The organism is Bradyrhizobium sp. B124 (genome assembly GCF_038967635.1).
GTDB lineage: Bacteria > Pseudomonadota > Alphaproteobacteria > Rhizobiales > Xanthobacteraceae > Bradyrhizobium.
This window is the reverse complement of the sequence record NZ_CP152413.1, coordinates 2,021,263-2,045,931: the sequence shown is the minus strand read 5'-3', so window position 1 is coordinate 2,045,931 and position 24,669 is coordinate 2,021,263. Positions and strand designations below refer to the sequence as shown.

Annotated in this window: 23 protein-coding genes and 1 pseudogene; 17 read left to right on the top strand and 7 right to left on the bottom strand. The window is 65.0% G+C overall.

Going from position 1 to position 24,669, the window contains the following annotated elements:
- Positions 1 to 471 precede the first annotated feature (471 nt).
- Both AAFG13_RS09850 and AAFG13_RS09845 read left to right on the top strand, forming a co-directional pair.
- Positions 472 to 1,269 carry a rhomboid family intramembrane serine protease gene (locus AAFG13_RS09850; protein ID WP_342711891.1) on the top strand — a complete coding sequence of 266 codons (798 nt, stop codon included), beginning with the start codon at positions 472 to 474 and terminating at the stop codon, positions 1,267 to 1,269.
- Between the two features lie 189 nt (positions 1,270 to 1,458).
- Entirely contained in the window at positions 1,459 to 1,887 is a 429-nt protein-coding gene (locus tag AAFG13_RS09845; RefSeq protein ID WP_092115142.1) for a CBS domain-containing protein, read from the top strand.
- Positions 1,888 to 1,890: 3 nt separating this feature from the next.
- On the opposite strand, the gene AAFG13_RS09840 is transcribed toward AAFG13_RS09845, so the two are convergent.
- Positions 1,891 to 2,937, bottom strand: coding sequence for a patatin-like phospholipase family protein (locus tag AAFG13_RS09840; RefSeq protein ID WP_212309839.1), 1,047 nt, complete (start codon positions 2,935 to 2,937; stop codon positions 1,891 to 1,893).
- A gap of 257 nt (positions 2,938 to 3,194) precedes the next feature.
- Between AAFG13_RS09840 and AAFG13_RS09835 the strand changes: the two genes are divergently transcribed.
- Both AAFG13_RS09835 and AAFG13_RS09830 read left to right on the top strand, forming a co-directional pair.
- Positions 3,195 to 4,265, top strand: coding sequence for a hypothetical protein (locus AAFG13_RS09835; protein ID WP_212309838.1), 1,071 nt, complete (start codon positions 3,195 to 3,197; stop codon positions 4,263 to 4,265).
- 280 nt (positions 4,266 to 4,545) lie between these two features.
- Positions 4,546 to 7,041 (top strand): EAL domain-containing protein, encoded by a 2,496-nt coding sequence (locus AAFG13_RS09830; RefSeq protein ID WP_342711890.1) that lies wholly within the window; start codon positions 4,546 to 4,548, stop codon positions 7,039 to 7,041.
- A gap of 177 nt (positions 7,042 to 7,218) precedes the next feature.
- Here the strand turns inward: AAFG13_RS09830 and AAFG13_RS09825 are convergent, their stop codons facing one another.
- Together AAFG13_RS09825 and thrS are read right to left on the bottom strand one after the other, a co-directional pair.
- On the bottom strand, positions 7,219 to 7,782 hold the full coding sequence (locus tag AAFG13_RS09825; RefSeq protein ID WP_212309836.1) for a nitroreductase: 564 nt from the start codon (positions 7,780 to 7,782) through the stop codon (positions 7,219 to 7,221).
- Positions 7,783 to 7,866: 84 nt separating this feature from the next.
- Complete coding sequence (gene thrS / locus AAFG13_RS09820; protein WP_342711889.1) at positions 7,867 to 9,912, bottom strand: threonine--tRNA ligase; 2,046 nt, start codon at positions 9,910 to 9,912, stop codon at positions 7,867 to 7,869.
- Between the two features lie 229 nt (positions 9,913 to 10,141).
- Between thrS and AAFG13_RS09815 the strand changes: the two genes are divergently transcribed.
- Positions 10,142 to 11,443 (top strand): ATP-dependent Clp protease proteolytic subunit, encoded by a 1,302-nt coding sequence (locus AAFG13_RS09815; protein ID WP_212309834.1) that lies wholly within the window; start codon positions 10,142 to 10,144, stop codon positions 11,441 to 11,443.
- Between the two features lie 120 nt (positions 11,444 to 11,563).
- Positions 11,564 to 12,700 (top strand): MFS transporter, encoded by a 1,137-nt coding sequence (locus tag AAFG13_RS09810; protein ID WP_342713574.1) that lies wholly within the window; start codon positions 11,564 to 11,566, stop codon positions 12,698 to 12,700.
- 1 nt (position 12,701) lies between these two features.
- Here AAFG13_RS09810 and AAFG13_RS09805 read toward each other — a convergent pair whose 3' ends face one another.
- From AAFG13_RS09805 to yidD, 3 genes are all read right to left on the bottom strand, one after another.
- On the bottom strand, positions 12,702 to 13,028 hold the full coding sequence (locus AAFG13_RS09805) for a GrlR family regulatory protein (protein ID WP_342711888.1): 327 nt from the start codon (positions 13,026 to 13,028) through the stop codon (positions 12,702 to 12,704).
- Between the two features lie 162 nt (positions 13,029 to 13,190).
- The gene (locus AAFG13_RS09800; protein ID WP_212309832.1) at positions 13,191 to 13,358 is read right to left on the bottom strand and encodes a hypothetical protein; all 168 of its coding nucleotides are present in this window, start codon (positions 13,356 to 13,358) and stop codon (positions 13,191 to 13,193) included.
- Between the two features lie 100 nt (positions 13,359 to 13,458).
- On the bottom strand, positions 13,459 to 13,770 hold the full coding sequence (yidD, locus tag AAFG13_RS09795) for a membrane protein insertion efficiency factor YidD (protein ID WP_207830661.1): 312 nt from the start codon (positions 13,768 to 13,770) through the stop codon (positions 13,459 to 13,461).
- A 282-nt stretch (positions 13,771 to 14,052) separates the two neighbouring features.
- Here yidD and AAFG13_RS09790 point away from each other — a divergent pair, with 282 nt between their 5' ends.
- Positions 14,053 to 14,970, top strand: coding sequence for a hypothetical protein (locus AAFG13_RS09790; protein ID WP_342711887.1), 918 nt, complete (start codon positions 14,053 to 14,055; stop codon positions 14,968 to 14,970).
- Between the two features lie 37 nt (positions 14,971 to 15,007).
- On the opposite strand, the gene AAFG13_RS09785 is transcribed toward AAFG13_RS09790, so the two are convergent.
- Positions 15,008 to 15,454 (bottom strand): iron-sulfur cluster assembly scaffold protein, encoded by a 447-nt coding sequence (locus tag AAFG13_RS09785; RefSeq protein ID WP_029080129.1) that lies wholly within the window; start codon positions 15,452 to 15,454, stop codon positions 15,008 to 15,010.
- Between the two features lie 240 nt (positions 15,455 to 15,694).
- Between AAFG13_RS09785 and folE the strand changes: the two genes are divergently transcribed.
- From folE to AAFG13_RS09735, 10 genes and pseudogenes are all read left to right on the top strand, one after another.
- Positions 15,695 to 16,375 carry a GTP cyclohydrolase I FolE gene (gene folE, locus AAFG13_RS09780; RefSeq protein ID WP_342711886.1) on the top strand — a complete coding sequence of 227 codons (681 nt, stop codon included), beginning with the start codon at positions 15,695 to 15,697 and terminating at the stop codon, positions 16,373 to 16,375.
- 28 nt (positions 16,376 to 16,403) lie between these two features.
- Positions 16,404 to 16,832 carry a phosphoribosyl-AMP cyclohydrolase gene (hisI, locus tag AAFG13_RS09775; protein ID WP_212309829.1) on the top strand — a complete coding sequence of 143 codons (429 nt, stop codon included), beginning with the start codon at positions 16,404 to 16,406 and terminating at the stop codon, positions 16,830 to 16,832.
- A 250-nt stretch (positions 16,833 to 17,082) separates the two neighbouring features.
- Positions 17,083 to 17,694 carry a c-type cytochrome gene (locus AAFG13_RS09770; RefSeq protein WP_212310730.1) on the top strand — a complete coding sequence of 204 codons (612 nt, stop codon included), beginning with the start codon at positions 17,083 to 17,085 and terminating at the stop codon, positions 17,692 to 17,694.
- Positions 17,695 to 17,743: 49 nt separating this feature from the next.
- Positions 17,744 to 18,958 (top strand): annotated as a pseudogene (locus tag AAFG13_RS09765) (cytochrome c).
- Between the two features lie 113 nt (positions 18,959 to 19,071).
- On the top strand, positions 19,072 to 19,251 hold the full coding sequence (locus AAFG13_RS09760; protein WP_212309828.1) for a hypothetical protein: 180 nt from the start codon (positions 19,072 to 19,074) through the stop codon (positions 19,249 to 19,251).
- Positions 19,251 to 19,814: a cytochrome C oxidase subunit II gene (locus AAFG13_RS09755; RefSeq protein WP_212309827.1), complete on the top strand. Its 564-nt coding sequence runs from the start codon at positions 19,251 to 19,253 to the stop codon at positions 19,812 to 19,814. The genes AAFG13_RS09760 and AAFG13_RS09755 overlap by 1 nt, the downstream gene beginning before the upstream one ends.
- A complete protein-coding gene (locus AAFG13_RS09750; RefSeq protein WP_212309826.1) occupies positions 19,804 to 21,429 on the top strand; it encodes a b(o/a)3-type cytochrome-c oxidase subunit 1 in 1,626 nt (541 codons plus the stop codon). The genes AAFG13_RS09755 and AAFG13_RS09750 overlap by 11 nt, the downstream gene beginning before the upstream one ends.
- On the top strand, positions 21,426 to 22,217 hold the full coding sequence (locus AAFG13_RS09745; protein ID WP_342711885.1) for a c-type cytochrome: 792 nt from the start codon (positions 21,426 to 21,428) through the stop codon (positions 22,215 to 22,217). Before AAFG13_RS09750 ends, AAFG13_RS09745 begins: the two co-directional genes overlap by 4 nt.
- 91 nt (positions 22,218 to 22,308) lie before the next feature.
- Positions 22,309 to 23,313 (top strand): transglycosylase SLT domain-containing protein, encoded by a 1,005-nt coding sequence (locus AAFG13_RS09740; protein ID WP_212309824.1) that lies wholly within the window; start codon positions 22,309 to 22,311, stop codon positions 23,311 to 23,313.
- Positions 23,314 to 23,476: 163 nt separating this feature from the next.
- On the top strand, positions 23,477 to 24,658 hold the full coding sequence (locus AAFG13_RS09735; RefSeq protein ID WP_212309823.1) for a DUF2336 domain-containing protein: 1,182 nt from the start codon (positions 23,477 to 23,479) through the stop codon (positions 24,656 to 24,658).
- Positions 24,659 to 24,669: the final 11 nt, after the last annotated feature.

Sequence of the window (24,669 nt, the reverse complement as noted above, 5' to 3'; positions counted from 1 at the left end):
GGACACATCTGTCCCGGTTTTGCTCAGGCGCCTTCCCTTCTCTGTTGTGCAGGGAAGGCTGTGCAGCGTCCATGCCGTGGCCGCGGTTTGGGCGGCTTATCGGCAGCTTTGTGTTGTTAACGTAAATTTAACTATGTTCTTGGCGTCGGTGGAACCTGCGCGTAGGGTCCGCGCGTTCCCGTTTGCCGGCTGCCCCAAGCGCCGGCGTGGTTGGTACATAGGTGGCGTCAAACAGTTTGGTCACCGTGCGGGGAGGGGTGGGGATGTTCTCCCGATCCCTCTGGGGCACGAGAAGACCAGCCGATCAGGGAGGGCGTTCTCAGCGCCCTCCCTTTTCTTTGTCCCGATCGCTTTTGTCTTGATCCTGGTGCCGCGCGACACCCCGTGTCCGATTTCGGGATTGTGCACTTGCACAGCGGTATGAAAGCCGCCTATCTGGGATGCACAGCCGCGTGCGAGGTCGCCGACCCCTTGGACTCCCATCCCGAATCCCCGCTCGAGCCGCCGCCGGAGGCGCCGCGCGAGCCGATCCTGACCTTGCCGCCGGCGCTCACCGCCTACATCCTCCTGATCGCGGTGATCCATCTGCGGGTGCTGCTGCCGCCGGAGATGGAAAACTGGACCATCGACGTCTTCGGCTTCATCCCGAAGCGCTACGATTCGACGCTGCTCGACATCACCTTCCCGGGCGGAGACGGCGCCAAGGTCTGGACCTTCGTCACCTATTCGCTGCTGCACGCCAACCTCACCCATATCGGCTTCAACGTGCTGTGGCTGCTGCCGTTCGGCAGCGCGCTGGCGCGGCGCTTCGGCGCGGTGCGGTTTTTTGTCTTCATGGCGGTGACGGCGGCCGCAGGCGCGCTCGCGCATCTGTTGACCCATGAGCACGCCATTGCGCCGATGATCGGCGCGTCAGCCTCGGTGTCGGGGACGATGGCGGCGGCGATGCGCTTCGCCTTTGTGAAGGGCAGCTTCCTATCGTTCAGCCGCGGCGATGCCGACGCGGCCGCCAAGGTGCCCGCGCTGTCGCTATGGCGGGCGCTGCGCAATGGACGGGTGCTCGCGTTCCTGGCGATCTGGTTCGGCGTCAATATCCTGTTCGGCGCCACTTCGCTGTCGCTCGGTGCTGAGGACACGAGCGTCGCCTGGCAGGCGCATATCGGCGGCTTCCTCGCCGGGCTGTTGCTGTTCTCGCTGTTCGATCCGATTCCGCGTGCGCGAGATGATGCTGCGGATGCGTCGTCGCTGGACCAGTCCGGCCGCGTCTGATCGCCGCTTGCGGCTCGGTTCGAATTCCTCCATCATCTTTGCGACACAGAACAAAGCGGGCCGACACATCGAGCCCAGCTACCGACCGCGCCCCGAAACCGAAATCTGCGCGGAACTGTTGATTGAAGACTCTGGCGAACAGGCTCGACCCCGCTGATGCGGGGAGCGAACGGATTCAGGGAGACGACAATGACGGTACGTTCCATTCTCGATGCAAAGGGCCATCAGGTCATGAGCGTCGCGCCCGGCGCGAAGCTTTCGGCCGCGGTCAAACTGCTCGGCGAGCGTAAGATCGGCGCCGTGCTGGTGATGGAGCAGGGCCGGATGGAAGGCATCCTGTCGGAGCGCGACATCGTGCGCGTGCTCTCAGAGCGCGGCGCGGGCGTGCTGGAGGAACCGGTGAGCGCGGTGATGACCAAGAAGGTCGTGAGTTGCCGCGAGTCCGATACCGTCAGCGGCCTGATGGAGATGATGACCACCGGCAAGTTCCGCCATCTCCCTGTCGTCGAGGACGGCAAGGTGGTCGGGCTGATCTCGATTGGCGACGTCGTCAAGCGCCGCGTGCAGGAATATGAGCACGAGCAGGAAGCGCTGCGCGACTACATCAAGACCGCCTAAGCGCTACTTCCCGGTGGTGCCCGTGCCGTTGGACGGCGGCACCAGGATATCGATGGCTTCCTCGATCGCTCCGATGGCGCGTTCGGCCGCGCGAATGCCGTGCGCGATCAGGTCGTCGGCGCGGTGGAAGTCGAACCAGCCGATCTGGCCGACGCGCGGCGAGATCAGCATGTCGGGCGGATCGCCGGCGAGGCGCGCACGGGTGATGCGGTCCTGCATGATGTTGAAGGCGTCGACCATGACGCTCGAGATTCCGGGCCGGCTGGCGCTGCCGAAAAATTCCCGCTTCACGGTCCGTTCGGCGGAGAAGAAGCGGCCGAACCGCCGCTTCGGCGGTTCTGGCTCGATCTCGGCCTCGGCAGTCACCGCGACCGTCACCTCGGGCGCGGCGGACGGCCCGTGATTGTAGATCGTGGTCGAGTGCGCGAACACGTCGCTGGAGAGGTTCGCCGCAATGACAATCTCGGCGCCGAGGGCGCGGGCGGCCGAAACCGGCACCGGATTGACCAGCGCGCCGTCGACCAACCAACGGTCGCCGATCAGCACCGGCGCGAAGATGCCTGGCAAAGCGTAGGAGGCGCGCATCGCGTCGACCACACGGCCTTGGGTCAGCCAGATCTCGTGCCCGGTGCGGACTTCGGTTGCGACGCTGGCGAACTTGACCGTGAGGTCCTCGATCATGACCTGGCCCAGCGCGGCCTCGATCTCGGCGGCCAGCTTGGCGCCGCCGATCAGGCCGGAGCCGTTGAGGCGGATGTCGAGGTAGCCGAGCACGCTGCGCGGCTGCAGGCTGCGGGCCCACTGCTCCAGCTTGTCGATATGGCCGGCCGCATAGGCGCCGCCGACCACTGACCCGATCGAGGTGCCGACCACGACGTTGGGGACGATGCCATGGGCGAGCAGGGTCTTGATGATGCCGATATGGGCAAAGCCGCGTGCGGCGCCGCCGCCGAGCGCAAGCCCGATCACCGGCCGGCGAACCGTTCCCAGTCCTACCTTGTCGGGGCCGTCGGAGCTCTTTTGGCCTCGGCCCATCCAGCTATCCAACACGGCAAATCTCCTGCCAGCGCGAGACTAGGCCGCGCGGCATCGCTGCGCCAGCGTCGTCCGGTTTCATGGTTATTCCCCACAGGCATGATTCATGCCCCGGGTGGACCGCGGTAGGCAGGGAATGTGACTTGACCGCGACGATAGGACTAACATCGGCTTGATCGAGCGGTTCCAAACCGGGGACGGCGCCCCCGGGACTGTGACAAAGCATTGGACGAAGGCTTGAATTTGCCGCGTTTTCGTTGAAAAGCATGGTGATGACTTCAAGGGGCAACGGCATCGGCGGATGCGGGCGGGGCATGCGGCTCCTTCCGCTATTGACGCTTGCGGCATTTTTGCTGGCCCTGGTCCCGACTTCGGTGTCGGCGCAGTTCTTCAGCGACCGGCCGCCGCCAATCCCGCCTGCCTCGGTTCCGGATGTACCGTCCGGCCCGGCGCTCAATTTGGCGCCGCCGTCCGGACCCGGTTCGGGGCCCGTTCTGCCCGGTCCGCTGACCCAGCCGACCATCGTCCAGCCGTCGATCGCGACCGTGCCTCCGGTGACGCCGCCGGCCGGCTCGCCGACCGCCGGGCAGGCGGTGCTGTCGCTGACGGCGCGATACGGCAAGGACCTGCCGGTGATCAATGCCGGGCTGGTGTGGCGGGTGTTCGCCGACAAGCCGGATGACAACGGCACCTACAAGCTGATCCGCGAGGAGCGCGGGGCGACGCCCAACGTCGTGCTGCCGCCCGGCAACTATGTGGTCCATGTCGCGCTCGGTCTCGTCAGCGCGGTCCGCGCCGTCAGCCTGAAGTCGGAGACCGACCGCGAGTCCTTCGTGCTGCCGGCCGGGGGCCTGCGGATCGAAGGCCGGGTCGGCTCCAGCAAGATCCCGGCCAACCAGATTTCATTCGCGATCTACAAGGGCAGCCAGTTCGACGGCTCGGACCGTGGCCCGCTGGTGCCCAACGTGTCCGCCGGCGACGTCGCGCTGCTGCCGGAGGGCACTTACTACATCGTCTCCAACTATGGTGACGCCAACTCGGTGGTGCGCTCCGACATTCGCGTCGGAGCGGGCAAGCTGACTGATGTCACGGTCACGCATCGCGCGGCCGTGATCACCCTCAAACTGGTCAGCGAGAAGGGCGGCGAGGCGCTCGCCAACACCGCATGGTCGGTGATCACGCCGGGCGGCGACGTGATCAAGGAATCGATCGGCGCGTTCCCGCGCGTCGTGCTCTCCGAAGGCGAGTATCGTGCGATCGCCAAGAACGAGGGCAAGGTGTTCGAGCGTCCCTTCAACGTCGTCAACGGCGTCGATGGCGAAGTCGAGGTCGTGGCGCGCTGACGTCCGACCGCGCTGCATTCATGCAGCTGTCATAGTCTCTAACGTGAACTAACCATCGCGCCAGTTTGAGCTGTCATAATCGCTGGCGGCGACGCACGGGCTCGCTATTTTTACATGGCGTTAAGCCGCGGCATGACTTGGATGCCACGGGGACTAAAGCGCGCTGAGTTCAAATTGTGTCGTCATCGCGCCTTGGCTTTTTGCTTGAGCATGATCCCATCGGAAAGCTGTTTCGCACTTTCCGGATCATGCTCCGGCGTTTGCGTGAACGGGGCGTGCCATGATCATGGCCAACAAGAATTCAAAGACATCGGCCAAGTTCAGTTCCGAGATGTTCGCCGACGTTCCGGTCCTGCAACGCAAGTGGCAGGCGGCAGTCCGTCCCGGTGAAAAGCTGCCGCACTATGAAGACGTGATGCTCGGCAGTCTCGGCCGGCTCGCCGATCACATCGTGCTGCTGCGGAACGTCGATGGCGTGCTCAGCGTCTCGCACACCGGCCGCTACGTCCAGACCTGGCTGAACGACGAGCGCTGGGACATTCCGCTCAGCGCGCTGCCGCCGGACTGCGCGACGGCATTGACCGAAGCCACCGCGAATGCGCGCGAGAACTGCCGGCCCTATCTCGCGGCGGCGCATTGCGTGCGCGACGGTCTGGTGCGGACCTTCGACGTGCTGGCGCTGCCGACGCGGTCGCGCTGGGGCGGCATCCTGGTCGGCGTCTATGTCAACGAGCGCAATGCGCAGTACAATCTTCTCGATACGATCTTCTCGGCCACCGATGAGGGCGTGCTGTCGCTCGCCGCGATCCGCGACGCGCGGGGCGAGGCGGCCGACTTCCAGATCGTGCACCTCAACCAGGGCGCCGCAAGGCTCCTGATGCAGCCCGCGACCGAATTGCTGTGGCGCCGGCTCAGTGCCGGCGGCAATCCGCTGGCGGCGCCGGCGGTGATGAACCGCCTGCGCGGATTCGTCGGAAGCGGATTCGTCGGCAACGGTCCTGGCGGCCAGTTCGAGATCGACAGCGGCGATCGTTGCCTGCGGCTCGGCGTCACGGCGTTCGGCGACATGCTGTCGCTGACCGTCTCCGACGTCACCGCGCTGAAGCAGCGCGAGCAGTCGTTCCGTCTGCTGTTCGAGAACAACCCGATGCCGATGTGGGTATTCGACGCCGGCACGATGGAGTTCCTCAGCGTCAATGACGCTGCCGTTCAGCACTATGGGTACAGTCGGGAGAGATTTCTCGGCATGACGCTGCGCCAGATCTGGCCGGAGGATGAGTGGGCCATGCACAGCGCCGCCTTGCGCGAGGTCGGCAACGTCTATCAGTCGAGCCGCGACTGGCGGCACATCAAGGCTGATGGCACCGAGATCCATGTGCTGACCTTTGGACGCAGGGTGGCGTTCGAGGGCCGCGACGGCTATCTGGTCGCGGTGGTCGACATCACCGAACGCCGTGCCGCCGAAGCGCGGATCGCGCACATGGCGCACCATGACGGTCTGACAAACTTGCCGAACCGCGATTTTTACCAGGAGCGCCTGCGCGAGGCGCTGGAGCGCGGCCGCTCCGGCAATCGGCGCGTCGCTGTGATGTGCATCGATCTCGATCTGTTCAAGAACGTCAACGATTCCTTCGGGCATCCGATGGGCGACCGGCTGCTCAAGCTGGTGGCGGAGCGGCTGCGCGAGGTGGTCCGCGACGACAACGTGGCGGCCCGTCTCGGTGGCGACGAGTTCGCGATCGTGCTTGCCGCGGATGTCTCGCCCAACGAAGCGAGCGCTTTCGCCGAGCGGCTGATCGATGCCCTGAGCGCGCCCTACAAGATCGACGGGCTCGAGGTCGTGGTCGGCGCCAGCGTCGGGATCGCGCTGTCGCCGGGCGACGGCACGACGTCGGAGGACCTGATGCGCAATGCCGACATGGCGTTGTATCGCGCCAAGTCCGACGGCGGCGGCGTGCATCATTTCTTCGAGCCGGAGATGGATCAGCAGGCGCAGAAGCGCCGCGACATGGAGCGCGATCTGCGCGCGGCTTTCAGCAACGGCGAATTCGAGCTGCACTACCAGCCGCTGGTCGACATCGCCGCCGACCGCATCAGTGGCTTCGAGTCACTGCTGCGGTGGCAGCACCCGCAAAAGGGCATGATCTCGCCCGCGGAGTTCATCCCGGTTGCGGAAGACATCGGCCTGATCGTCGCGCTCGGCGAATGGGTGCTGCGCGAAGCCTGCGCCGAGGCGATGAAGTGGCCCGCCGACGTGAAGGTCGCGGTCAATCTGTCGCCGGTGCAGTTCCGCAGCCGCAATCTGGTCCAGGCGGTGATTTCGGCGCTGGCGCATTCCGGCCTGTCGGCGCGCCGGCTCGAGCTCGAGATCACGGAGTCGGTGTTTTTGGCGGAGACGGAGGCCAATCTCGCCATCCTGCATCAGCTGCGCGAGCTCGGCGTCAGCATCTCGATGGACGATTTCGGCACCGGCTATTCCAGCCTGAGCTATTTGCGCAGCTTCCCGTTCGACAAGATCAAGATCGATCGCTCCTTCGTGAAGGACCTGGCGCGGCGCTCCGATTGCCTGGCGATCGTGCGCGCGATCTCGGGCCTCGGCCGCAGCCTCAAGATCACCACGACCGCGGAAGGCGTCGAGACAACCGACCAGCTCGACTGGCTGCGCGCCGAAGGTTGCAACGAGGTCCAGGGCTTCCTGTTCAGCGCCGCAAGGCCCGGGCACGAGATTGCGGCCCTGCTGCGCGGCTTTGCGGAGCGCGCGTCGAAGGCGGCTTAGGCGCGTTCAACTCGTCATGCCCAGCAATGACGACGGAACTCGTAGCCCGGGTGAGCGAAGCGACACCCGGGGCGAGGGTCCCGCATATCGCTGCGCTCATGCGGGCTACATAGCTTCAGAAGAGTCTTTCGGTGGATCGATTGCCGGGTCGAGCCCGGCAATGACAGGTTTACGGTTTCAGAACCGCGTCACGATATCCGACAGCGCCGGGCGCGGGCGGTCCTCGCTCGGCTTGGTCGGCGTCCCGATGTGAATGAGCCCGGCGAGCTTCTCGTCCGGTTTCAGGCCGAGACCGTCGAGCACGTCGCGGTCGAAGGCGAACCAGCCGGTCAGCCAGCAGGCGCCGTAGCCGAGCGCGGTCGCCGCGGTGACGATGTTCATGGCGCTCGCGCCGGCCGACAATTCCTGCTCCCACGGTGGCACCTTCGGGTGCGGCTTGGTGAAGGAGACCACGCCGATCACCAGCGGCGCATCGGTCAGGCGCTTCTTCTCAACCTCGATGTCGGTCGTGGGCGCGCCGGGGTTCTTGCGGGCAAACACCTTTGCGATCACGTCGCCGGCGCGGGCGCGGGCCTCACCCTCGAACACGATGAAGCGCCAGGGCGCCAGCTTGCCGTGGTCGGGCACGCGCGCACCGATGGTCAGGATAGTCTCGAGCTCGGCCGCGGACGGGCCCGGGCCGGTCATCTCGCGCGGTTTCATCGAGCGGCGTGTCTTCAGGAGTTCAATGGCATCGGGCACGGAAATGTCCTTCAAGTGGAGTCGTGCCCCCAAGATGGGGGCACGACCAAGCCGACGAAAGCCAGTTTAGACCGATTGTGAAGATCAGGCGACCGATCGCGCCCGTTTCACGTCCGGTGGTGTCGCTTCATCCACTAGCGCTGCGATCGCCTCATCGGTCGGCATCACGGTCTGGCGCTCGCTGCCGAGGCGGCGGACCGAGACCGAATGCGTCTCGGCTTCCTTCTTGCCGACGACGAGCAGGGCCGGGATCTTGGCCAGCGAGTGCTCGCGGACCTTGTAGTTGATCTTCTCGTTGCGCAGGTCGATCTCGACGCGGAGGCCGGCGCGGCGCGCCGCGGCCGCCACCACCTTGGCGTACTCGTCGCCCTCGGAGGTGATGGTTGTGACCACGAGCTGGGTTGGCGCCAGCCAGAGCGGGAAGTTGCCGGCATAGTGCTCGATCAGGATGCCGATGAAGCGCTCCATCGAGCCGCAGATCGCACGGTGCACCATCACCGGCGCCTTCTTCGAGCCGTCGTGATCGATGTAGAACGCGCCGAACCGTTCTGGCAGGTTGAAGTCGACCTGGGTCGTGCCGCATTGCCAGTCGCGGCCGATGGCGTCGCGCAGAACGTATTCGAACTTCGGCCCGTAGAACGCACCTTCGCCCGGGTTGATCTCGGTCCGGATCCGGTTGCTGCCGTTGGCCTTGATCTCCGACAGCACGGTCGCCATCACGCGCTCGGCGTGATCCCACATCTCGTCGGTGCCGACCCGCTTTTCGGGCCGCGTCGAGAGCTTGACCGTGAGCTCGCCGTCGAAGCCGAAATCGGCGTAGGTGGACAGGATCAGCTCGTTGATCTTGAGACACTCGTCGGCGAGCTGCTGTTCGGTGCAGAACACATGGGCGTCGTCCTGGGTGAAGCCGCGCACCCGCATCAGGCCATGCATCGCGCCCGACGGCTCGTAGCGATGCACGACGCCGAACTCGGCGAGCCGCAGCGGCAGGTCGCGGTAGCTCTTCAGTCCGTGCTTGAAGATCTGCACATGGCCGGGGCAGTTCATCGGCTTCAGCGCGAACCAGCGCTTGTCCTCGGCCTCGTCGCCGGCGGACTGCGCCGCGAACATGTTCTCGCGGTACCAGTCCCAATGGCCCGAGGTCTCCCAGAGCACCTTGTCGAGGATCTGCGGCGCGTTGACCTCGCTGTAGTCGCCGAGCAGCCGGCGTCGCATATAGGCGATCAGCTGCTGGAAGATGGTCCAGCCCTTCGGGTGCCAGAACACCACGCCGGGGCCTTCCTCCTGGAAGTGGAACAGGTCGAGCTCGCGGCCGAGCTTGCGGTGATCGCGCTTCTCCGCTTCCTCGATCTGCTTGAGGTAAGCGTCGAGGTCCTCCTGCCTGGCGAATGCGGTGCCGTAGATGCGGGTCAGCATCGGATTGTTGGAATCGCCGCGCCAATAGGCGCCGGCCACCTTCATCAGCTTGAAGGCGTTGCCGATCTTGCCGGTCGACGTCATATGCGGGCCGCGGCAGAGATCGAACCAGTCGCCCTGGAAATAGATCTTGATCGGCTCGTTGCCGGGAATCGCGTCGACCAGCTCGACCTTGAAGGCCTCGCCTTTGTCGCGGAACACCTGCTTGGTCTTCTCGCGATCCCAGACTTCCTTGGTGAACGGCTTGTCGCGCGCGACGATCTCGCGCATCCGCTTCTCGATGGCGGCAAAATCTTCCGGGGTGAACGGCTCGTTGCGGAAGAAGTCGTAATAGAAGCCGTTCTCGATCACCGGGCCGATCGTGACCTGGGTGCCCGGCCACAGCGACTGCACGGCTTCGGCGAGCACGTGCGCGGCATCGTGCCGGATCAGTTCCAGCGCGCGGGGGTCTTCACGGCTGATCAACTCAATCTTGGCGTCGGCTTCGATCGGATCGTTGAGATCGGCGAGCGTGCCGTCGAGCGCCATCGCGACGGTGCGCTTGGCGAGCGAGGGCGAAATGCCTTTGGCGATGTCGAGGCCGGTGGTCCCTTTCGGGAAATCGCGCCTCGCTCCATCAGGGAAGGTGAGGGCGATCTTGTTCACGGGTTCTGCGGGCTTGAGGTTGGAGAGGCTGTACTGGAATCCGGAACCGGATTTGGGCGTGTCTGCCATCGATGTCTCCTGTAGCTCACTCCTGCGAACGAGCGCAGGTAAGCGGAAAGCAGCGGTATAGCAGGGGATTTGACGCCTGCAATCCGGCAATATCAAGAAAATGGGCCTCCGGCCGCACCGATTCGAGAGAAGCTCGCCTGCACCTGACGGCACCAAGCGTTGCGACGCTGCCGATCATCGTCTAACGTCGAATGTCCACTTTCCCGCCATCGTGCGATCCGCAAGGTTCATGTTTTCCCGTCTCCTGCTTTTCGTGGCGTTGCTTCTGGTCCCCTGCGTCTTGCGGGCGGAAGAAGCACCGGTCGAGAAGGCCGGCTTTGCGAAAAGGCTGACCATCTATCTCGCCAAGGGCCCGGCGAATGCCTGCGGCGCCGGTTGCGATCGCTGGATCGCGATCGAAGGCGAGATCGATCGGAATGCCGCGGCGCGGATTCGCAGCTTCCTGCTTGCCGTCAAGGACCCGCAGCTTCCGATCTACCTCCATTCGCCGGGCGGAAACGTCGAGCAGTCCTATGCGATCGCGCGGTTTCTGCGTGCACGCAAGGCGATTGCCCGGGTCGGCCGCACCAGCGTGCCGGCCTGTTCCACGGGCACGCAGATCGACGCCGCCTGCGAGAAGATCAAGGCTGTGAAAGGCGAGGTCGAGGCCGAACTCACCACGCGCAACGCGATGTGCGTTTCGGCCTGTGCCTATCTGTTCCTGGGCGCGACCGATCGTGAAGTGGCGCCCGACTCGGTGCTCGCGGTGCATAACTCCAGGCTGATGTTCGTGGTCCACGGCAATCCGCCGCCGCAGGTTGTCGCCGACTTCAGGCGGCGCGAGATGGTGAGTGCCGATCGCGATCGCAACCTGTTCCTCGCGGCGATGGGAATCAGCCATGAGCTCAGCGAGCTGATCCGGACGGTGAAGTTCGAAAGCCTGCACGTGCTGACGCGGCCGGAGCTCTATCGATTTGGAATCGATACGCGGCCGTTGCCGGAGACGCTGTGGGCGGTGGAGAAGGAAACCCGGCCCTATGTCCGCAAGATCGCGCAGCAGAGAAAAGGCGACGGCAGCTCGTTCCGCATGATGGAGTGGCGGCTGTTCTGCGAGAACAGGGATCGCGGGCGGCTGATGTTCGTGCGCGAGTTCGACGAGGGCGCCGTCGGCAAAGGCACGGTGGTGATGATGGCCGGCGCCACCAAGGCGATCGCATTCGGCAGGTTGCCGGCGCGGTTCGGCAAATACGAGGTCTGGAGCGACCCGGTGGGGTCGGACATCGTCAAGACGATGCTGGCGGTCCCGCATCTGCAGATCGGCGAAAGCACGCCGTTGTCGGACGGCAAGGCCGATCCCAAGTCCGATATCAAGTCCGATCTCAAGCCTGACTTCGCGACATTCGATCTCGACACGACCGGGCTGGAGCAGGGCTGGACGCAGCTATTGGCGTCGTGCCCGGCAACGAGCGCCGGCCCGAAGCCTGCGAGCCCGTTGCCAGCCGCTGTGTCGCCGAGCGTCAACGCGGTGCCGGCCGCATCGCCGTCGCCATGAGCGCAACCGGCGCCATTCGATCACGTGCCATCGATCACGTGCTATGCATTTAGATGCAGTTGCATTGATTTCGGGGTCTGCTATCAACGCGGCGTGAAACGCTTCGCTCCCACCGCATTGATGCTCGGCAATATCGTCACCGGCTGCTCGGTGCTGGCGCCGGCCGGCATGCTGTCGGAGCTGTCCAACGGGCTCGGCGTCACGATCCACGCCGCCGGTCTCCTGATCACCTTCGGCGCGATCGTGCTGTGCGTGGGCTCGCCGGTGACGGCGTGGCTGACCAGCCGGTTCGAACGGCGGGCGCTGCTGACGGCGACGCTCCTGGTGCTGACGCTGACCAACGCGGCATCGGCCTTCGCGCCGGATTACGACAGTCTCTTGATCATCCGCCTGGTCATGCTCGCGGTCGGTGTCCTCTACACGCCACAGGCGGCAGGCACCGCGGCGCTGATCGTGCCGGTGGAGAAGCGCGGCAGCACGATCGCCTATATCTTCCTCGGCTGGTCGCTCGCCGCTGCAATCGGGCTGCCGTTGATCACCTTCATCGCAAGCCGTTACGGTTTTCGCGTGACCTATGGCGCGATCGCGCTGACCGGGCTCGTGAGCTGCCTGCTGCTGTGGTGGCGGTTGCCCGGCGGGTTGCATGGTGCGCCGGTCGACCTGAGGACCTGGGCCGATCTCGGCCGCAATCCGACCGTCATCCTGCTGCTCTCGATCACGACGTTGCAGATGTCCGGCCAGTTCGTGGTGTTCACCTTCATGGGGCCGCTGCTCGGCAAATTGACCGGCGCCAACGCGGACGGCGTCGGCATCGTGTTCGCGCTCTACGGCATCTTCGGGTTCGTCGGCATTGCGATCGCGACCCGCATCGTGGATTCCTGGGGGGCCTGGAAGACGTCGGTGCTGTTCACGGTGCTGCTGCTCGCAGGCGTTGCCGGCTGGGCGCTGAGCGCCGGTGCCTACGCATTGATGGCCGCCTCGGTTGCGGTGTGGGGCCTCGGCTTTGCGTCGACCAATTCGATGCAGCAGGTTCGTCTGGTCGGTGCGGCGCCGACGCTCGCGTCGGCGTCGGTCTCGCTCAACACCTCGGTGCTGTATATCGGCCAGGCCATCGGCTCAGCGGTCGGCGGATTGCTGTTCGCGCGCGAATGGCTCTACAGCGCTGGCTATGTGGCCACGGCCTTCGTCGCGGCGGCCCTTGCGGTCGTGGTCATGACGCGGCCGCGGCCGGCCGCGCGCGCTGCCGCCGCTGAGTGAGTTAATCGGCGATCCGAGTCAGGAACGCCTTGAAGCTCACGCCCGGCAGTTGCAGGGCCTCGCCCTCGAAGTCGACCATGTCGCCGTTCGCGGTGCCCTTCAGCATCAACGTGATCATGTCGGTCCCGAACAGCGGCCGGAAGGCGGGATCGGCATTGTGCCGCTGGGTCGAGACCTTGACATGAATGCCGTCACCGCGGTGGGTGTAGTTGCCGACGGAGGCAAAGGCCGAGTTGCCGCCGCGCAGCTTGCCGCCCGTCGCGTAGAGCACACCGGTGCCGGTGCCGTGAACGGTATGAAATTCGAGCTTGTACAAGCCTTCCTGCAATGCCCACCCCCGAGAAAAATATCTGTCCCAATGGTTGAAGCCTATGGTGCATGCGGGATGCAGACAATGCCGCGCGGCGCAGATCGCTCGGTGGTCAACACCACATGGGGTGAGGTCAGCGCCTGGTCCGGGGCTCGGCGCTGTGGCTGCTCGCTCTGCGCGTCACCACTTCACGCTCTGGCTGGGCACGATGAATGCCGTCGTGCTCGGCTTGTTCGGATTGTGGGTGAAGTAGCCGTAGGCGGCAACGATCACGAGGAGCAGGGCAAGCACGGCCAGCAAATCGATCTGCCGGGGATCGTGCCCATTGTGGCTGAGTTTCCAGCGCATTGTTGTTTCCTCCCCAAGGGGACGATGAAACAAACGCCAAGTATCGCCACAGTTCCGCCGGAACAGCTATGCGCGTGGCGTTTGGGAGCGCCGCAACAGATCAGGCGTCGTTGACGCCGCGCCAGCGGCCGTAGCGCCAGGGCAGATACCAGTGTGCCCCCGGCGGCCTCGTCTGCGGGACATTATCGATGCCGGAGGTTCCCCAGGGCTGGCAGCGCAGCAATCTTGCCAGCGTCATCCACCCGCCGGCCCAGAGTCCGAAGCGCTCGATCGCTTCATCGCCATAGACCGAGCAGGTCGGCAGATGCCGGCAGTTGTAGCCGACCAGCGGCGACAGCGTGTGCCGGTAGATCCAGATCAAGGCGCGGCCAAGGTTGCGCGGCATGCGGCGCATGGTGGTGGCACAGTCCATGCATCGCGGTTGGTGTGTCGTTGAATGATCGGTCGGTGACATACGCAACTATGTACGTAATCTTGCGGGGGTTCCAAGCTAAGGAACTGTTCAATTGCAGATATTTACGCCACAGTTGGCCACTATTGCACAGCACCGGTCGCGCTGCAGCAAGGGCTCTATGGACGGTCCAAGGCAGCAACGCTACCGTTCCCATTACGCGCCGATGACAGATTCGTGGCGCATTGCCATGGGGCCATTGCCACCGCTCGCATCACCAAGGGCTTGGGGGAAGGAACCAAATTGAGGCTCGCGAACTCGCTTTCATTGCGCAGTTGGGTGCTCACCGGCGCCGTTGCCCTTTGCTTCGCGGTTTCCGGCACCGCCGCATGGGCGGGTAACTCCACGCAGACCAGCTCGACCCTCGAAGAACGCAAGCTGCCGATGAAGTTCAGCTGGATCGCCTGCCAGCCGAATTGCCGCGGCTGGGTGTCGGCGGTCGGCATCATCACGGCCGATAGCCCCAAGGAATTCGACGAGTTCGCGCGCAGCCGCCAGCTTGGCGGCGCTACCATCGTGCTCGACTCCAGCGGCGGCTCGGTCAACGACGCGATCGCGCTCGGCCGCCGCTTCCGCGGTCTCGGCGCTCTGACCACGGTCGGCACCAGCGTTGTCAATGCGGCCGCGCAAGGCGACCGCGCCAGCGTGCTGCCGGATGCCTATTGCGAGTCGATGTGCGTGTTCCTGCTGTTGTCGGGCAAGACGCGCTATGTTCCACCGGCCGCGCACATCCGGGTGCATCAAATCTGGATGGGCGATCGCGCCGATGACGCCAAGGCCGCCAGCTACACCGCGCAGGACCTGATGATCGTCGAGCGCGATATCGGCCGTCTTGCCAAATACACCTTCGAGATGGGTGGTGCGGGTGAGCTGTTGTCGCTCGCACTCAGCGTGCCGCCGTGGGAAGATTTGCACGAATTGTCGGCGACTGAATTGCGGCTGACCAATCTCGTCACCACGGATGCAGTCGCCGACGTGCTGCCGCATCAGGACAACGCAATCCCGGTCGCCGATGCGAAGCCGAAGAACCCCGATCGCTTCGCGAGCAGCGCGATGGAAGGCGAGGCGCTGCCACAGGCCGCGAAGGCGACCAAGACCGCCGAGGCCGTGGTGCCGACCGGCGGCACCGCAGCGCCGGCGCCGGTCCAGCCTTCGCAGTAGTCTAGGTTGGCAGTAAGGTTGAGGCTGGCGGTCGGGCTTACGCCGGCTGCTTTGCCTTGGCCTCGATCTGGCCGATCGCGTCGACCACGGCATCAAAAGTCAGCAGGGTGGAGGCATGGCGGGCCTTGTAGTCGCGCACCGGCTCGAGCAGCGCGATGTCGGCCCATTTGCCGCCCTGTGGAGGCTGGCCATTTTCCTTCAGCATCTTGCGGACGGTCTCGCGCAATTCGCGCAGCTCATCCGCGGTCGACCCGACCACATGGCTTGCCATGATCGAAGAGGAAGCCTGGCCGAGTGCGCAGGCCTTCACGTCATGGGCGAAGTCCGTCACGACGGGGCCGTCCATCTTGAGGTCGACCTTGACGGTCGAACCGCACAATTTCGAATGAGCGGTGGCACTGGCGTCCGGTTCGGCCAGCCGTCCGAGGCGCGGAATATTGCCGGCCAACTCAATGATCCGCTTGTTATAAATGTCGTTCAGCATGGGGGTAGATGCCTGGTTCCGGCTGCGCCGGGCGCTCTTGGCGGCTGGGTCTCACCGTCCTATATATGAACCGCATCGTCCGAAACATAGCCCGGCTATGCTTCCACCGCGGGCCACTTGCGCCGCGGCGGTGCTACAAAGATGGGACTCAGGCGCCCGGCGGTTCGACGATCCGCCCCGTCTGCCCGGTGACACATCCGGTCCAAGGGCAAATGCCAGGGCCGGTCGAACGGAGAAGACATGGACGCCTTGATCAAACCGATTCGCCCCAACAAGCCGGCCGACGCGAAGGCCAGCGAGCTCGACCCTGCAGAATTCATGGCGGCGGCCGTCCGTGCCGATCAGCCGCGCCCGTCGCGGGCGGAGGCCGAGGACGCCGTGAAGACGCTGCTCGCCTATATCGGCGAGAACACCGGCCGCGAGGGCCTGCTCGACACGCCGCGCCGCGTCGTCGAGGCCTATGACGAGCTCTATCAGGGCTATCATCAGTGCCCCGCCGAGGTGCTGAACCGCACCTTCGGCGAGACCGCCGGCTACGACGATTTCGTCCTGGTCCGCGATATCGAATTCACCTCGCAGTGCGAGCATCACATGATGCCGTTCTACGGCAGGGCGCATATCGCCTACACGCCGGTGGAGCGCGTCGTGGGTCTCTCCAAGCTAGCGCGGCTGACCGACATCTTCGCCCGCCGCCTGCAGACCCAGGAGCATCTCACCGCGCAGGTCGCGGCCGCGATCGACGAGGTGCTGAAGCCCCGTGGCGTTGCCGTGCTGATCGAGGCGGAGCATACCTGCATGTCGGTGCGCGGCGTCGCCAAGCATGGTGCATCGACCTTCACCAGCCGCTTCACCGGCATGTTCCGCGACAATCCGGTGGAGCAGCAGCGTTTCCTGTCCCTGGTGCGAGGACCGAGCCGGTAACCTCGCGTTTTCTCGAGCGAGGTTTTCCGTGTCCGCATCGACCCACGATCACGACCGCGAAGAAGGGCTGGCCTTCCAGCCCAAATTCGACGCGACAGGTCTTGTGACCTGCGTCGCGACCGATGCCGCGACCGGCGACGTGCTGATGGTCGCGCACATGAACGACGAAGCCCTGCGCAAGACCATCGCGACCGGCGAAGGCTGGTACTTCAGCCGCTCGCGCAATGCGCTGTGGCGCAAGGGCGAGAGCTCGGGCCAGACCCAGCGCGTGATCGAGATCCGGATGGATTGCGATCAGGACGCGGTGTGGATCAAGGTTGAGCAGATCGGCGCGGCCTGCCACACCGGACGGCGCTCCTGCTTCTATCGCGCCGTGAAGGGCGAGGGTGGCAATGTCAGCCTGGCCTTCGTCGACGCCGAGCGGCTGTTCGATCCGGCGCAGGTCTATCGCAAATAGCGCATGGATATGAATCAATTGCGACGCGTCGAGCTGAATCAAATTCGTTGCGTCGCACTCAAGCCGCGGCGCGTCGAAGCATTGAGCTCCGTTGCTCGCCCTTTCGCGATGTGCCTATAATTCCCCATCGTCGTCGCGCTGGGGGTGAACTGTGGCGCATCGTCTGATACCGCTGCTTGCGCTTCTTGCCTGGGCTGGGTTGCCGATCGGTGCGGCGCAATCGCAGACAACCGAGCGCGCACCCGACACCATGGCCGCCCGCGTTCTTGCCTGCGCGCCCTGTCACGGCGCCGAAGGCGAGGGCACCAGCGACGTTTATTTCCCGCGCCTTGCCGGCAAGCCGGCCGGCTACCTCTATAACCAGCTGATCGCGTTCAGGGATGGACGGCGGAAATATCCGCCGATGAACTATCTGCTGGAGTTCCAGACCGACGATTATCTGAAGAAGATCGCCGAGTATTTCGCTTCGCTCAGGCCGGCATTTCCGCCGCCGGTCCCGCCGGTCGATAGCAAGGAGATCCTGGCGCGCGGCGAAGCGATCGTGAAGAACGGCGACCCGCAGCACGGCATTCCGCCCTGTTCTGCCTGTCATGGTCCGGCATTGGGCGGTATGGAGCCCGGCATTCCGGGCCTGCTCGGCTTGCGCGCGGCCTATATCAGCGGCCAGCTCGGCGGCTGGCGCTACGGCACGCGGACCGCGCTCGCCCCCGATTGCATGCAGATCGTCGCGAGCCTGCTGACGGAGGACGACGTGAAGGCCGTGGCTGCCTATTTGTCGTCGCGCCCGGCGCCGGCAGATCCGTCCTTCGCGCCGCGAGGCAGCCTTCCGATGCCGCTGGAATGCGGCAGCGAACCGCACTGAAGGGATCGTGCCGATGTCGCGAACCTCCACAGGACTGCTGGTCGGACTGATGCTGGCATTCGCGCCCGTCGCCGCACTCGCACAGCAGAAGGCGGCTGATCCGGCCGTCATCGCCAAGGGCGAGTATCTCGCGCGTGCCGGCGATTGCATCGCCTGCCACACGGCGCGTGAAGGCAAGACCTTCGCCGGCGGCCTTCCGATGAAGACGCCGTTCGGCACGCTTTACACCTCGAACATCACGCCCGACCCGCAGACCGGGATCGGCACGTGGACGTCGGATCAGTTCTACCAGATGATGCATAATGGCCGCTTTCCCGATGGCGGGCTGGTCTATCCGGCGATGCCGTTCGCGTCCTACACCCAGGTGACGCGCGAGGACAGCGATGCGATCTACGCCTATTTGCGCACCGTGGCGCCGGTCAGGCAGCTCAACAAGCCGCATGACCTGACATTCCCGTTCAACAACCGCTCGCTGATCCTCGGCTAGCGCACGCTGTTCTTCAGGGAAGGCGAGTTCAAGCCGGATCCGGGCAAGTCCGCCGAGTGGAACCGGGGCGCATATCTCGTCGAAGGGCTCGGCCATTGCGGCATGTGCCATACCCCGATCAACGCGCTCGGCGGCAGTTCGCAATCGCAGGCCTTCGAGGGCGGCCTGATCCCGATGCAGAACTGGTACGCGCCCTCCTTGACCTCGAACAAGGAGACGGGCCTCGGCGACTGGACGATCGAGGAGATCGTCGACTATCTGCGCAAGGGCGTCTCCGCCAAGGGCGCCGTGTACGGGCCGATGGCCGAGGTCGTCTACAACAGCCTGCAATATCTCAATGACGACGACGTGCACGCGATGGCGATCTATCTGAAGGGCCTTGCGCAGCGCGGTTCGCCTGAGAAGCCGTCGACGCCGCTGCCGTCGGCCGAGAGCAGCCTGCTGCTCTCCTTCGGCAAGCCGATCTATGACCGTGAATGCGCGAGCTGCCATGGCGCGACCGGGCAGGGCATGCCGCCGGACTATCCGCCGCTCGCCGGCAACCAGTCAATCCAGATGGTTTCCGCCGTCAACCCCATCCGCATGGTGCTCAATGGCGGCTATCCGCCGGGCACATCAGGCAATCCGATGCCGCACGGCATGCCGCCATTCGCGCAGAAGCTGTCGGACGACGAGGTTGCGGCGGTCGTGACCTACATTCGAACGGCGTGGGGCAACCGCGGCGAACCGGTGTCGGCGCGGCAGGCCAACGAATTGCGTGCAGCAACGCTGAACTAAAGCATGATCCGGAAAAGTGCGATGCGGTTTTCCGAAAAGATCATGCTCAAACAAGGAGCCAGGGCGTGATGACGATTCAACCTGATCCCATCGCGCTCTAGGGGAAAGCGATCATGATCAACTCATCTTCGCCGCAACCGCCTGCATCCGTCTCGGAAGACGAGGCCGTCGAGACCATCGTTCGCGCGGGCCCGAGCGGCGCGGTCGCGGTCGCAGGCGTTGCGACGGCCATCGTGGTTGGCTTGTGGTTTGCGTTCTATCTGCTCGTCTTCCTGCCGCGGAGCGCTCCCTGATGGCGACCGAGACGGACCATAGCCCCGGCGAGGCGGTTGCCGCACGGATCGAGCGGCGCTGGGCGACGCTGTCGATCGTCATCGTCGGCCTGCTGGTCGGCGTGGCGGCCTATATCGGCATTCATCAGGCGACGATGCCGCAGGGCCGGGTCGAAACCGCCGATCCCAAGGCGTTGCATCTGTCCGGCGAATTCATCGAGAGCAATCTCGGCAGCGAAATGGAGGCCGACGGCTCGGTCACCGTGCGCGCCATCGGCCAGCAATATTCCTTCACGCCGCAATGCGTTGTGGTGCCGGCGGAGACCCCTATCACCTTCCGCGCCACCAGCGCGGATGTCGTCCACGGATTCCTGATCGAGGGCACCAACATCAACACGATGCTGGTGCCGGGCTACGTCACGGCCCTGCCGGTACGCTTCAAGGCGCCGGGCGATCACGTGATGCCATGCCAGGAATTCTGCGGCATCGGCCACCAGGGCATGTGGGGCAAGGTCAAGGTGATCGACAAGGCCGCGTTCCGCGACATGGCCGCAGCGAAGCGGAGGCTGACCTGTGTTGACTAACAGACGGCTGATCGCGGCGCATTTCTGGCTCGCCTTCATCGTGTTCGGCGTCGCGCTGGTGCTCGGCGCCTGGCAGATGTTCGTGCGCAGCCCGTTGAACGCCTGGCACTTCAACCCGGAATTCTACTATCGCTCGGTCACCGCGCACGGCTCGGCGATGGGCTACGTATTCCCGACGCTGATCGCAATGGGCTTCGGCTACGCGATCACCGAAGCCTCGCTGGAGAAGGCGCTGGTTGGACGGCGCTGGGCCTGGGCCGGCTTCTTCCTGGTCGCCGTCGGCGCCGTTGTCGCGATGATCCCGGTGTCGCTCGGGCTCGCCTCGGTGCTCTACACCTTCTATCCGCCGATGGTCGGCAATCCCTTCTATTACATCGGCGTCGTCATGGTCGTGGTCGGCTCATGGATCTGGGTCGCGTTGATGGTGACCAATTTCGTGATCTGGAAGCGCGACAATCCGGGCAAGCCGGTGCCGCTTGCGATGTACGCCAATGTCGCGGGCTCGTTGCTCTGGGGCTGGACCGCGGTCGGTGCCGCGCTGGAAATCCTGTTCCAGATCCTGCCCGTCGCGCTCGGGCTCAAGTCCACGATCGATGCGGGGCTGGCGCGCGTTTTCTTCTCGTGGACCCTGCACGCCATCGTCTATTTCTGGCTGATCCCGACCTACATCGCCTACTACACGATCTTCCCGCGCGCGATCGGCGGCCGGCTCTTTAGCGACGCGATGGCGCGGATTTCGTTCATCCTGTTCGTCGTGGTGGCGATGCCGATCGGCGTGCACCATCTGTTTGCCGATCCGCAGGTCGGTGCCGGGTTCAAGTTCATGCACTCGGTGTTCACCGGCCTCGTCGCGCTGCCGACGCTGCTCACGGTGTTCACGATCTGCGCATCGGCGGAGATCGCGAGCCGCCTGCGCGGTGGCCGCGGCGCATTCGGCTGGGTCGGTGCTCTGCCGTGGTCCAATCCGATCATGCTGGCGACGGCGCTGTCGCTGGTCATGCTCGGTTTCGGCGGCGCCGGCGGCCTGATCAACATGAGCTATCAGCTCGATGCCGCCGTGCACAACACGCAGTGGATCACCGGCCATTTCCACCTGATCTTCGGTGGCGCCATCGTGATCATGTATTTTGCCATCGCCTATGATCTGTGGCCGCATCTGACCGGGCGGGCGCTGGACAGTTTCGGCATGATGCGCACGCAGCTCTGGCTGTGGTTCATCGGCATGATCGTGACCACCTTCCCGTGGCACTATGTCGGTATTCTCGGCATGCCGCGCCGCATGGCATATTATGACTATGCCAACCCGGCGATCTCGCCGCAGGCTTTCTCGGTTGTGATGTCGGTGATCGGTGGGTTCATCCTGCTGCTGTCGGGGCTGCTGTTCCTGCTTGTGCTGATCCGCGGCCAATTCGGCGCGCGGGGCGAGGCGGGTGCTTACCGTTTCGCGGTACCGCTGCACATGCCGGCGCGGATTCCGGTCGCGCTCAACTCGTTCGGTCTCTGGCTCGCATTGATGGTCGGTCTCACCGTGGTGAACTATGGCTTCCCGATTGTGCAGCTGATGGCGCTGAAGGAGACCAGCGTGCCTGCGGTCTATGTCGGAGCAGGCCGATGAGTGATCAGCCGCTGTTCTCCCCGCGCAATCCGTGGTTCGGCATCAGCGTCGGCGTCACGGCCGCCATTGCCGTGCTGTCGGCCATCGCTGGCCTGATCTGGTTGCCGCTGGCGCAACCCAACCTCAAGCTTGCAGGCGTCTGGGACGCGATCTGCAGCGCAGCCGGCGTGCCGGGTGCCGCCGTGCAGGAGGCCGGCGTCAAGCCGGATTTCAAGACCTCCAATGTCGTCATGACGTCGGAGATGCTGACCAAGGTCGATCAGGTCTCGATCGGGCGGGGCGCGACGCTGGCGCAGCGTTGCGCGATCTGCCACGGACCGCAGGGCGTCAGCGACGCCCATTCACCGAACCTTGCCGGGCAGTTTGCCGCGGTGACGTACAAGGAGCTCAACGACTTCAAGTCCGGCGCGCGGGTCAACGTGGTGATGAGCCCGTTCGCGGCAGCGATGAGCGACCAGGACATGAAGGACGTTGCGGCCTATTACGCCTATCTGCCGCGGGTGCCTTCGGACAATCTGGATACCGGGCGTGCCGCGCCGGCGGTCGTGGTGACGGGGGCCCCGATGCGCAACATCCCGCCTTGCGGCTCCTGCCACGGCGACATCGACAACAAGGCGGGAAGCCCCTGGCTCGGCGGCCAGTCGGCGGTCTACATCAAGGCGCAGCTCGAGGCCTTTGCGTCCGGGGCCCGCCGCAACGACATCAGCCAGCAGATGCGCAACATCGCCCGCCAGATGACCGCCGAGGAGATCGACCAGGTTGCGCACTACTACGAGGCCCAGCCCTGAGCCGGAAGTCTTAACGCGCCGTTAACCATAATTGCGGCAAGTTGAACGGACATGGGTGCCGATTGCCGGCGCCCGGCAAGGCACCCGATAGATGGCGGTCGACCTCTTCAATGCGACGGCTTCGGCAGGTGTCGATGCTTCGCGCCTGAAGGTCGCCGGTTCGATCAAGCAGGCGGCCGCGACCACCGGCACCAGCTTCGAATATTTGCTCACGACCGCGAAGATGGAATCCAATTTCAATCCGCGGGCGGGCGCCACGACCTCGTCGGCGCATGGGCTTTATCAATTCATCGACCAGACCTGGCTCGGCACCGTCAAGGAGGCCGGAAGCCAGCTCGGCTACGGCCAGTATGCCGACGCCATCACCAAGAACTCCGACGGCAGCTATTCGGTCAGCGATCCATCCGCGCGAAGCGCGGTCATGAAGCTGCGCGACGATCCCGATGCGGCGTCGTCGATGGCGGCGGTGCTGACGCAATCCAACAGCTTCAAGCTCACCGGCACGCTCGGCCGTCGTCCGACCGATGCCGAGCTCTATATGGCGCATTTCATGGGCGTCGGCGGCGCCGGCAAGCTGATCTCGAGCGCCGAGGACAGTCCGAGCGCCAATGCGGCTGCGATGTTTCCGAAGGCTGCGGCCGCCAACCAGTCGATCTTCTATGACAAGTCGGGCAGCGCGCGCAGCGTCAGCCAAGTCTATTCGGTGTTGACCACACGCTACGCCGCGGCTGCGAATTCAAGCGACACGCGCACGGCCTTTGCAGCGGCGGGCGGCGGCACCATGAGCCCCAATGCGATCGCAAGCGCTGCGCCGACACAGGCGCAGGCCATGGACACTGCGTCCTATCTCTCGACCTTCCCGAATGCCCGCGCGGCCTCATCAGCCGGTGCGACCTCGGCCGTCGCATCGGCGCAGCCGGCGCCGGCCTTCCGCTCGCTCTACCAGGGCGGCGACCGTTCGGAGCCGATCTCGCCGGCGGTGCAGGAACTGTGGGGCAATTCCGCATCGCTGACCACATCGGCGACGCCAAAGGTCCGCGCGCCCGGGCGGCTTGATCTGTTCAGCGACCCGAACGGCACCTACAGCAGCGGCTAGCGCCGTCTTGCTGCACGCGCGAAGCCCTGCGCCGTGGCCGTCTTAACGAAACGTCAATAATCCCAAACGTTTATGGTGAACCCTTTGTTAAGCGTCATGGTTTATTTTTCCTTGTAGTGGCGTCGTATGTCGATGCCGTCTCGTTGCGTAAGCCGGCAGGACCATGATCGTTCGGCAGTTCATTAGTTGGATTAGGACCGCACCAGCGGGCGAGCGGGCAGAGGCGACGCGGGCGTTGGCCCGGGCCTGGCTCATTTCGGATCTCACCGAGGACAACCGCATCGCGGCCGAAGGCGCGCTGCTGATGCTGCTCGACGACCCGTCGCCGCTGGTGCGACAGGCGATGGCCGAGGTGTTTGCATACAGCGCGGAGGCGCCGGCTACGATCGTGCAGGCGCTGTCGGCCGACCAGCCGGCGATCGCGCTGCCGGTGCTGGAGCATTCACCGCTCTTGATCGATGCCGACCTGGTCGACATCGTCGCGACCGGCTCCGACGAGATGCAGTGCGCGATCGCGCGCCGCGCCAATCTGCCGGCCTCGGTCGCCGCGGCGATCGCCGAGGTTGGCTCGGCGGCGGCTGCGCTCGAGCTGATCGAAAATCCATATGCCGGCCTCGCGCCATTCTCCTGGGACCGCATCGTCGAGCGCCACGGCCATCTCGCCGCCATCAGGGAATCGATGCTGCAGCTGGAAGATTTGCCGTCGGCGACGCGGCTCGCGCTGGTCGCAAAGCTCTCCGACACGCTGGCGCAGTTCGTCGTCGCGCGAAACTGGCTCGGCGCCGACCGCGCCGACCGCATCGCCGGCGAGGCGAAGGAGCGCTCCACGGTGAACATCGCCGCGCGTGCCTTCGGCGACGACATGCAGAATCTGATCACGCATCTGCGCGCCACCGGCCAGCTCACCGCCGGGCTGATCCTGCGCGCGCTGCTGTCGGGCAATCTCGACCTGTTCGGAGCCGCGCTCGCCGAACTGTCCGGACTGCCCTATGGCCGGGTTTCCGCGCTGTTGAACGACCGCGGCGGCAACGGCCTGCAGGCGCTGCTGCGGCGCGCCGGCCTGCCGGAATCCACCTACGCGGCGTTCCGCGTCGCGCTCGAAGCCAGCCACGAGGTCGGCTATGTCGACAGCGGCGACGGTGCGGCGCGGCTGCATCGCCGCATGGTCGAGCGTGTGCTGACCCATTGCGAGACCGATCATTCGGCCGCCGAGCCGCTGCTGATCCTGCTGCGCCGCTTTGCGACGGAATCGGCCCGCGAGGATGCGCGCATGTTCTGCGAGGAGCTCGCCGCGGAAGACGCGATCGCGGTGCTGCCTTACGACGACGATCTGATCGCGGCCTGAAGGCCGCGTTT

Coding starts and splice junctions, on each gene's coding strand:
- AAFG13_RS09810 (WP_342713574.1), top strand. CDS start 11,564: ATGCTCGGCAATATCGTCACCGGCTGCTCGGTGCTGGCGCCGGCCGGC.
- AAFG13_RS09815 (WP_212309834.1), top strand. CDS start 10,142: ATGTTTTCCCGTCTCCTGCTTTTCGTGGCGTTGCTTCTGGTCCCCTGC.
- AAFG13_RS09800 (WP_212309832.1), bottom strand. CDS start 13,358: ATGCGCTGGAAACTCAGCCACAATGGGCACGATCCCCGGCAGATCGAT.
- thrS (WP_342711889.1), bottom strand. CDS start 9,912: ATGGCAGACACGCCCAAATCCGGTTCCGGATTCCAGTACAGCCTCTCC.
- AAFG13_RS09760 (WP_212309828.1), top strand. CDS start 19,072: ATGATCAACTCATCTTCGCCGCAACCGCCTGCATCCGTCTCGGAAGAC.
- yidD (WP_207830661.1), bottom strand. CDS start 13,770: ATGGACTGTGCCACCACCATGCGCCGCATGCCGCGCAACCTTGGCCGC.
- AAFG13_RS09785 (WP_029080129.1), bottom strand. CDS start 15,454: ATGCTGAACGACATTTATAACAAGCGGATCATTGAGTTGGCCGGCAAT.
- AAFG13_RS09770 (WP_212310730.1), top strand. CDS start 17,083: ATGGCCGCCCGCGTTCTTGCCTGCGCGCCCTGTCACGGCGCCGAAGGC.
- AAFG13_RS09740 (WP_212309824.1), top strand. CDS start 22,309: ATGGCGGTCGACCTCTTCAATGCGACGGCTTCGGCAGGTGTCGATGCT.
- folE (WP_342711886.1), top strand. CDS start 15,695: ATGGACGCCTTGATCAAACCGATTCGCCCCAACAAGCCGGCCGACGCG.
- AAFG13_RS09745 (WP_342711885.1), top strand. CDS start 21,426: ATGAGTGATCAGCCGCTGTTCTCCCCGCGCAATCCGTGGTTCGGCATC.
- AAFG13_RS09835 (WP_212309838.1), top strand. CDS start 3,195: ATGACTTCAAGGGGCAACGGCATCGGCGGATGCGGGCGGGGCATGCGG.
- AAFG13_RS09735 (WP_212309823.1), top strand. CDS start 23,477: ATGATCGTTCGGCAGTTCATTAGTTGGATTAGGACCGCACCAGCGGGC.
- AAFG13_RS09830 (WP_342711890.1), top strand. CDS start 4,546: ATGATCATGGCCAACAAGAATTCAAAGACATCGGCCAAGTTCAGTTCC.
- AAFG13_RS09755 (WP_212309827.1), top strand. CDS start 19,251: ATGGCGACCGAGACGGACCATAGCCCCGGCGAGGCGGTTGCCGCACGG.
- AAFG13_RS09845 (WP_092115142.1), top strand. CDS start 1,459: ATGACGGTACGTTCCATTCTCGATGCAAAGGGCCATCAGGTCATGAGC.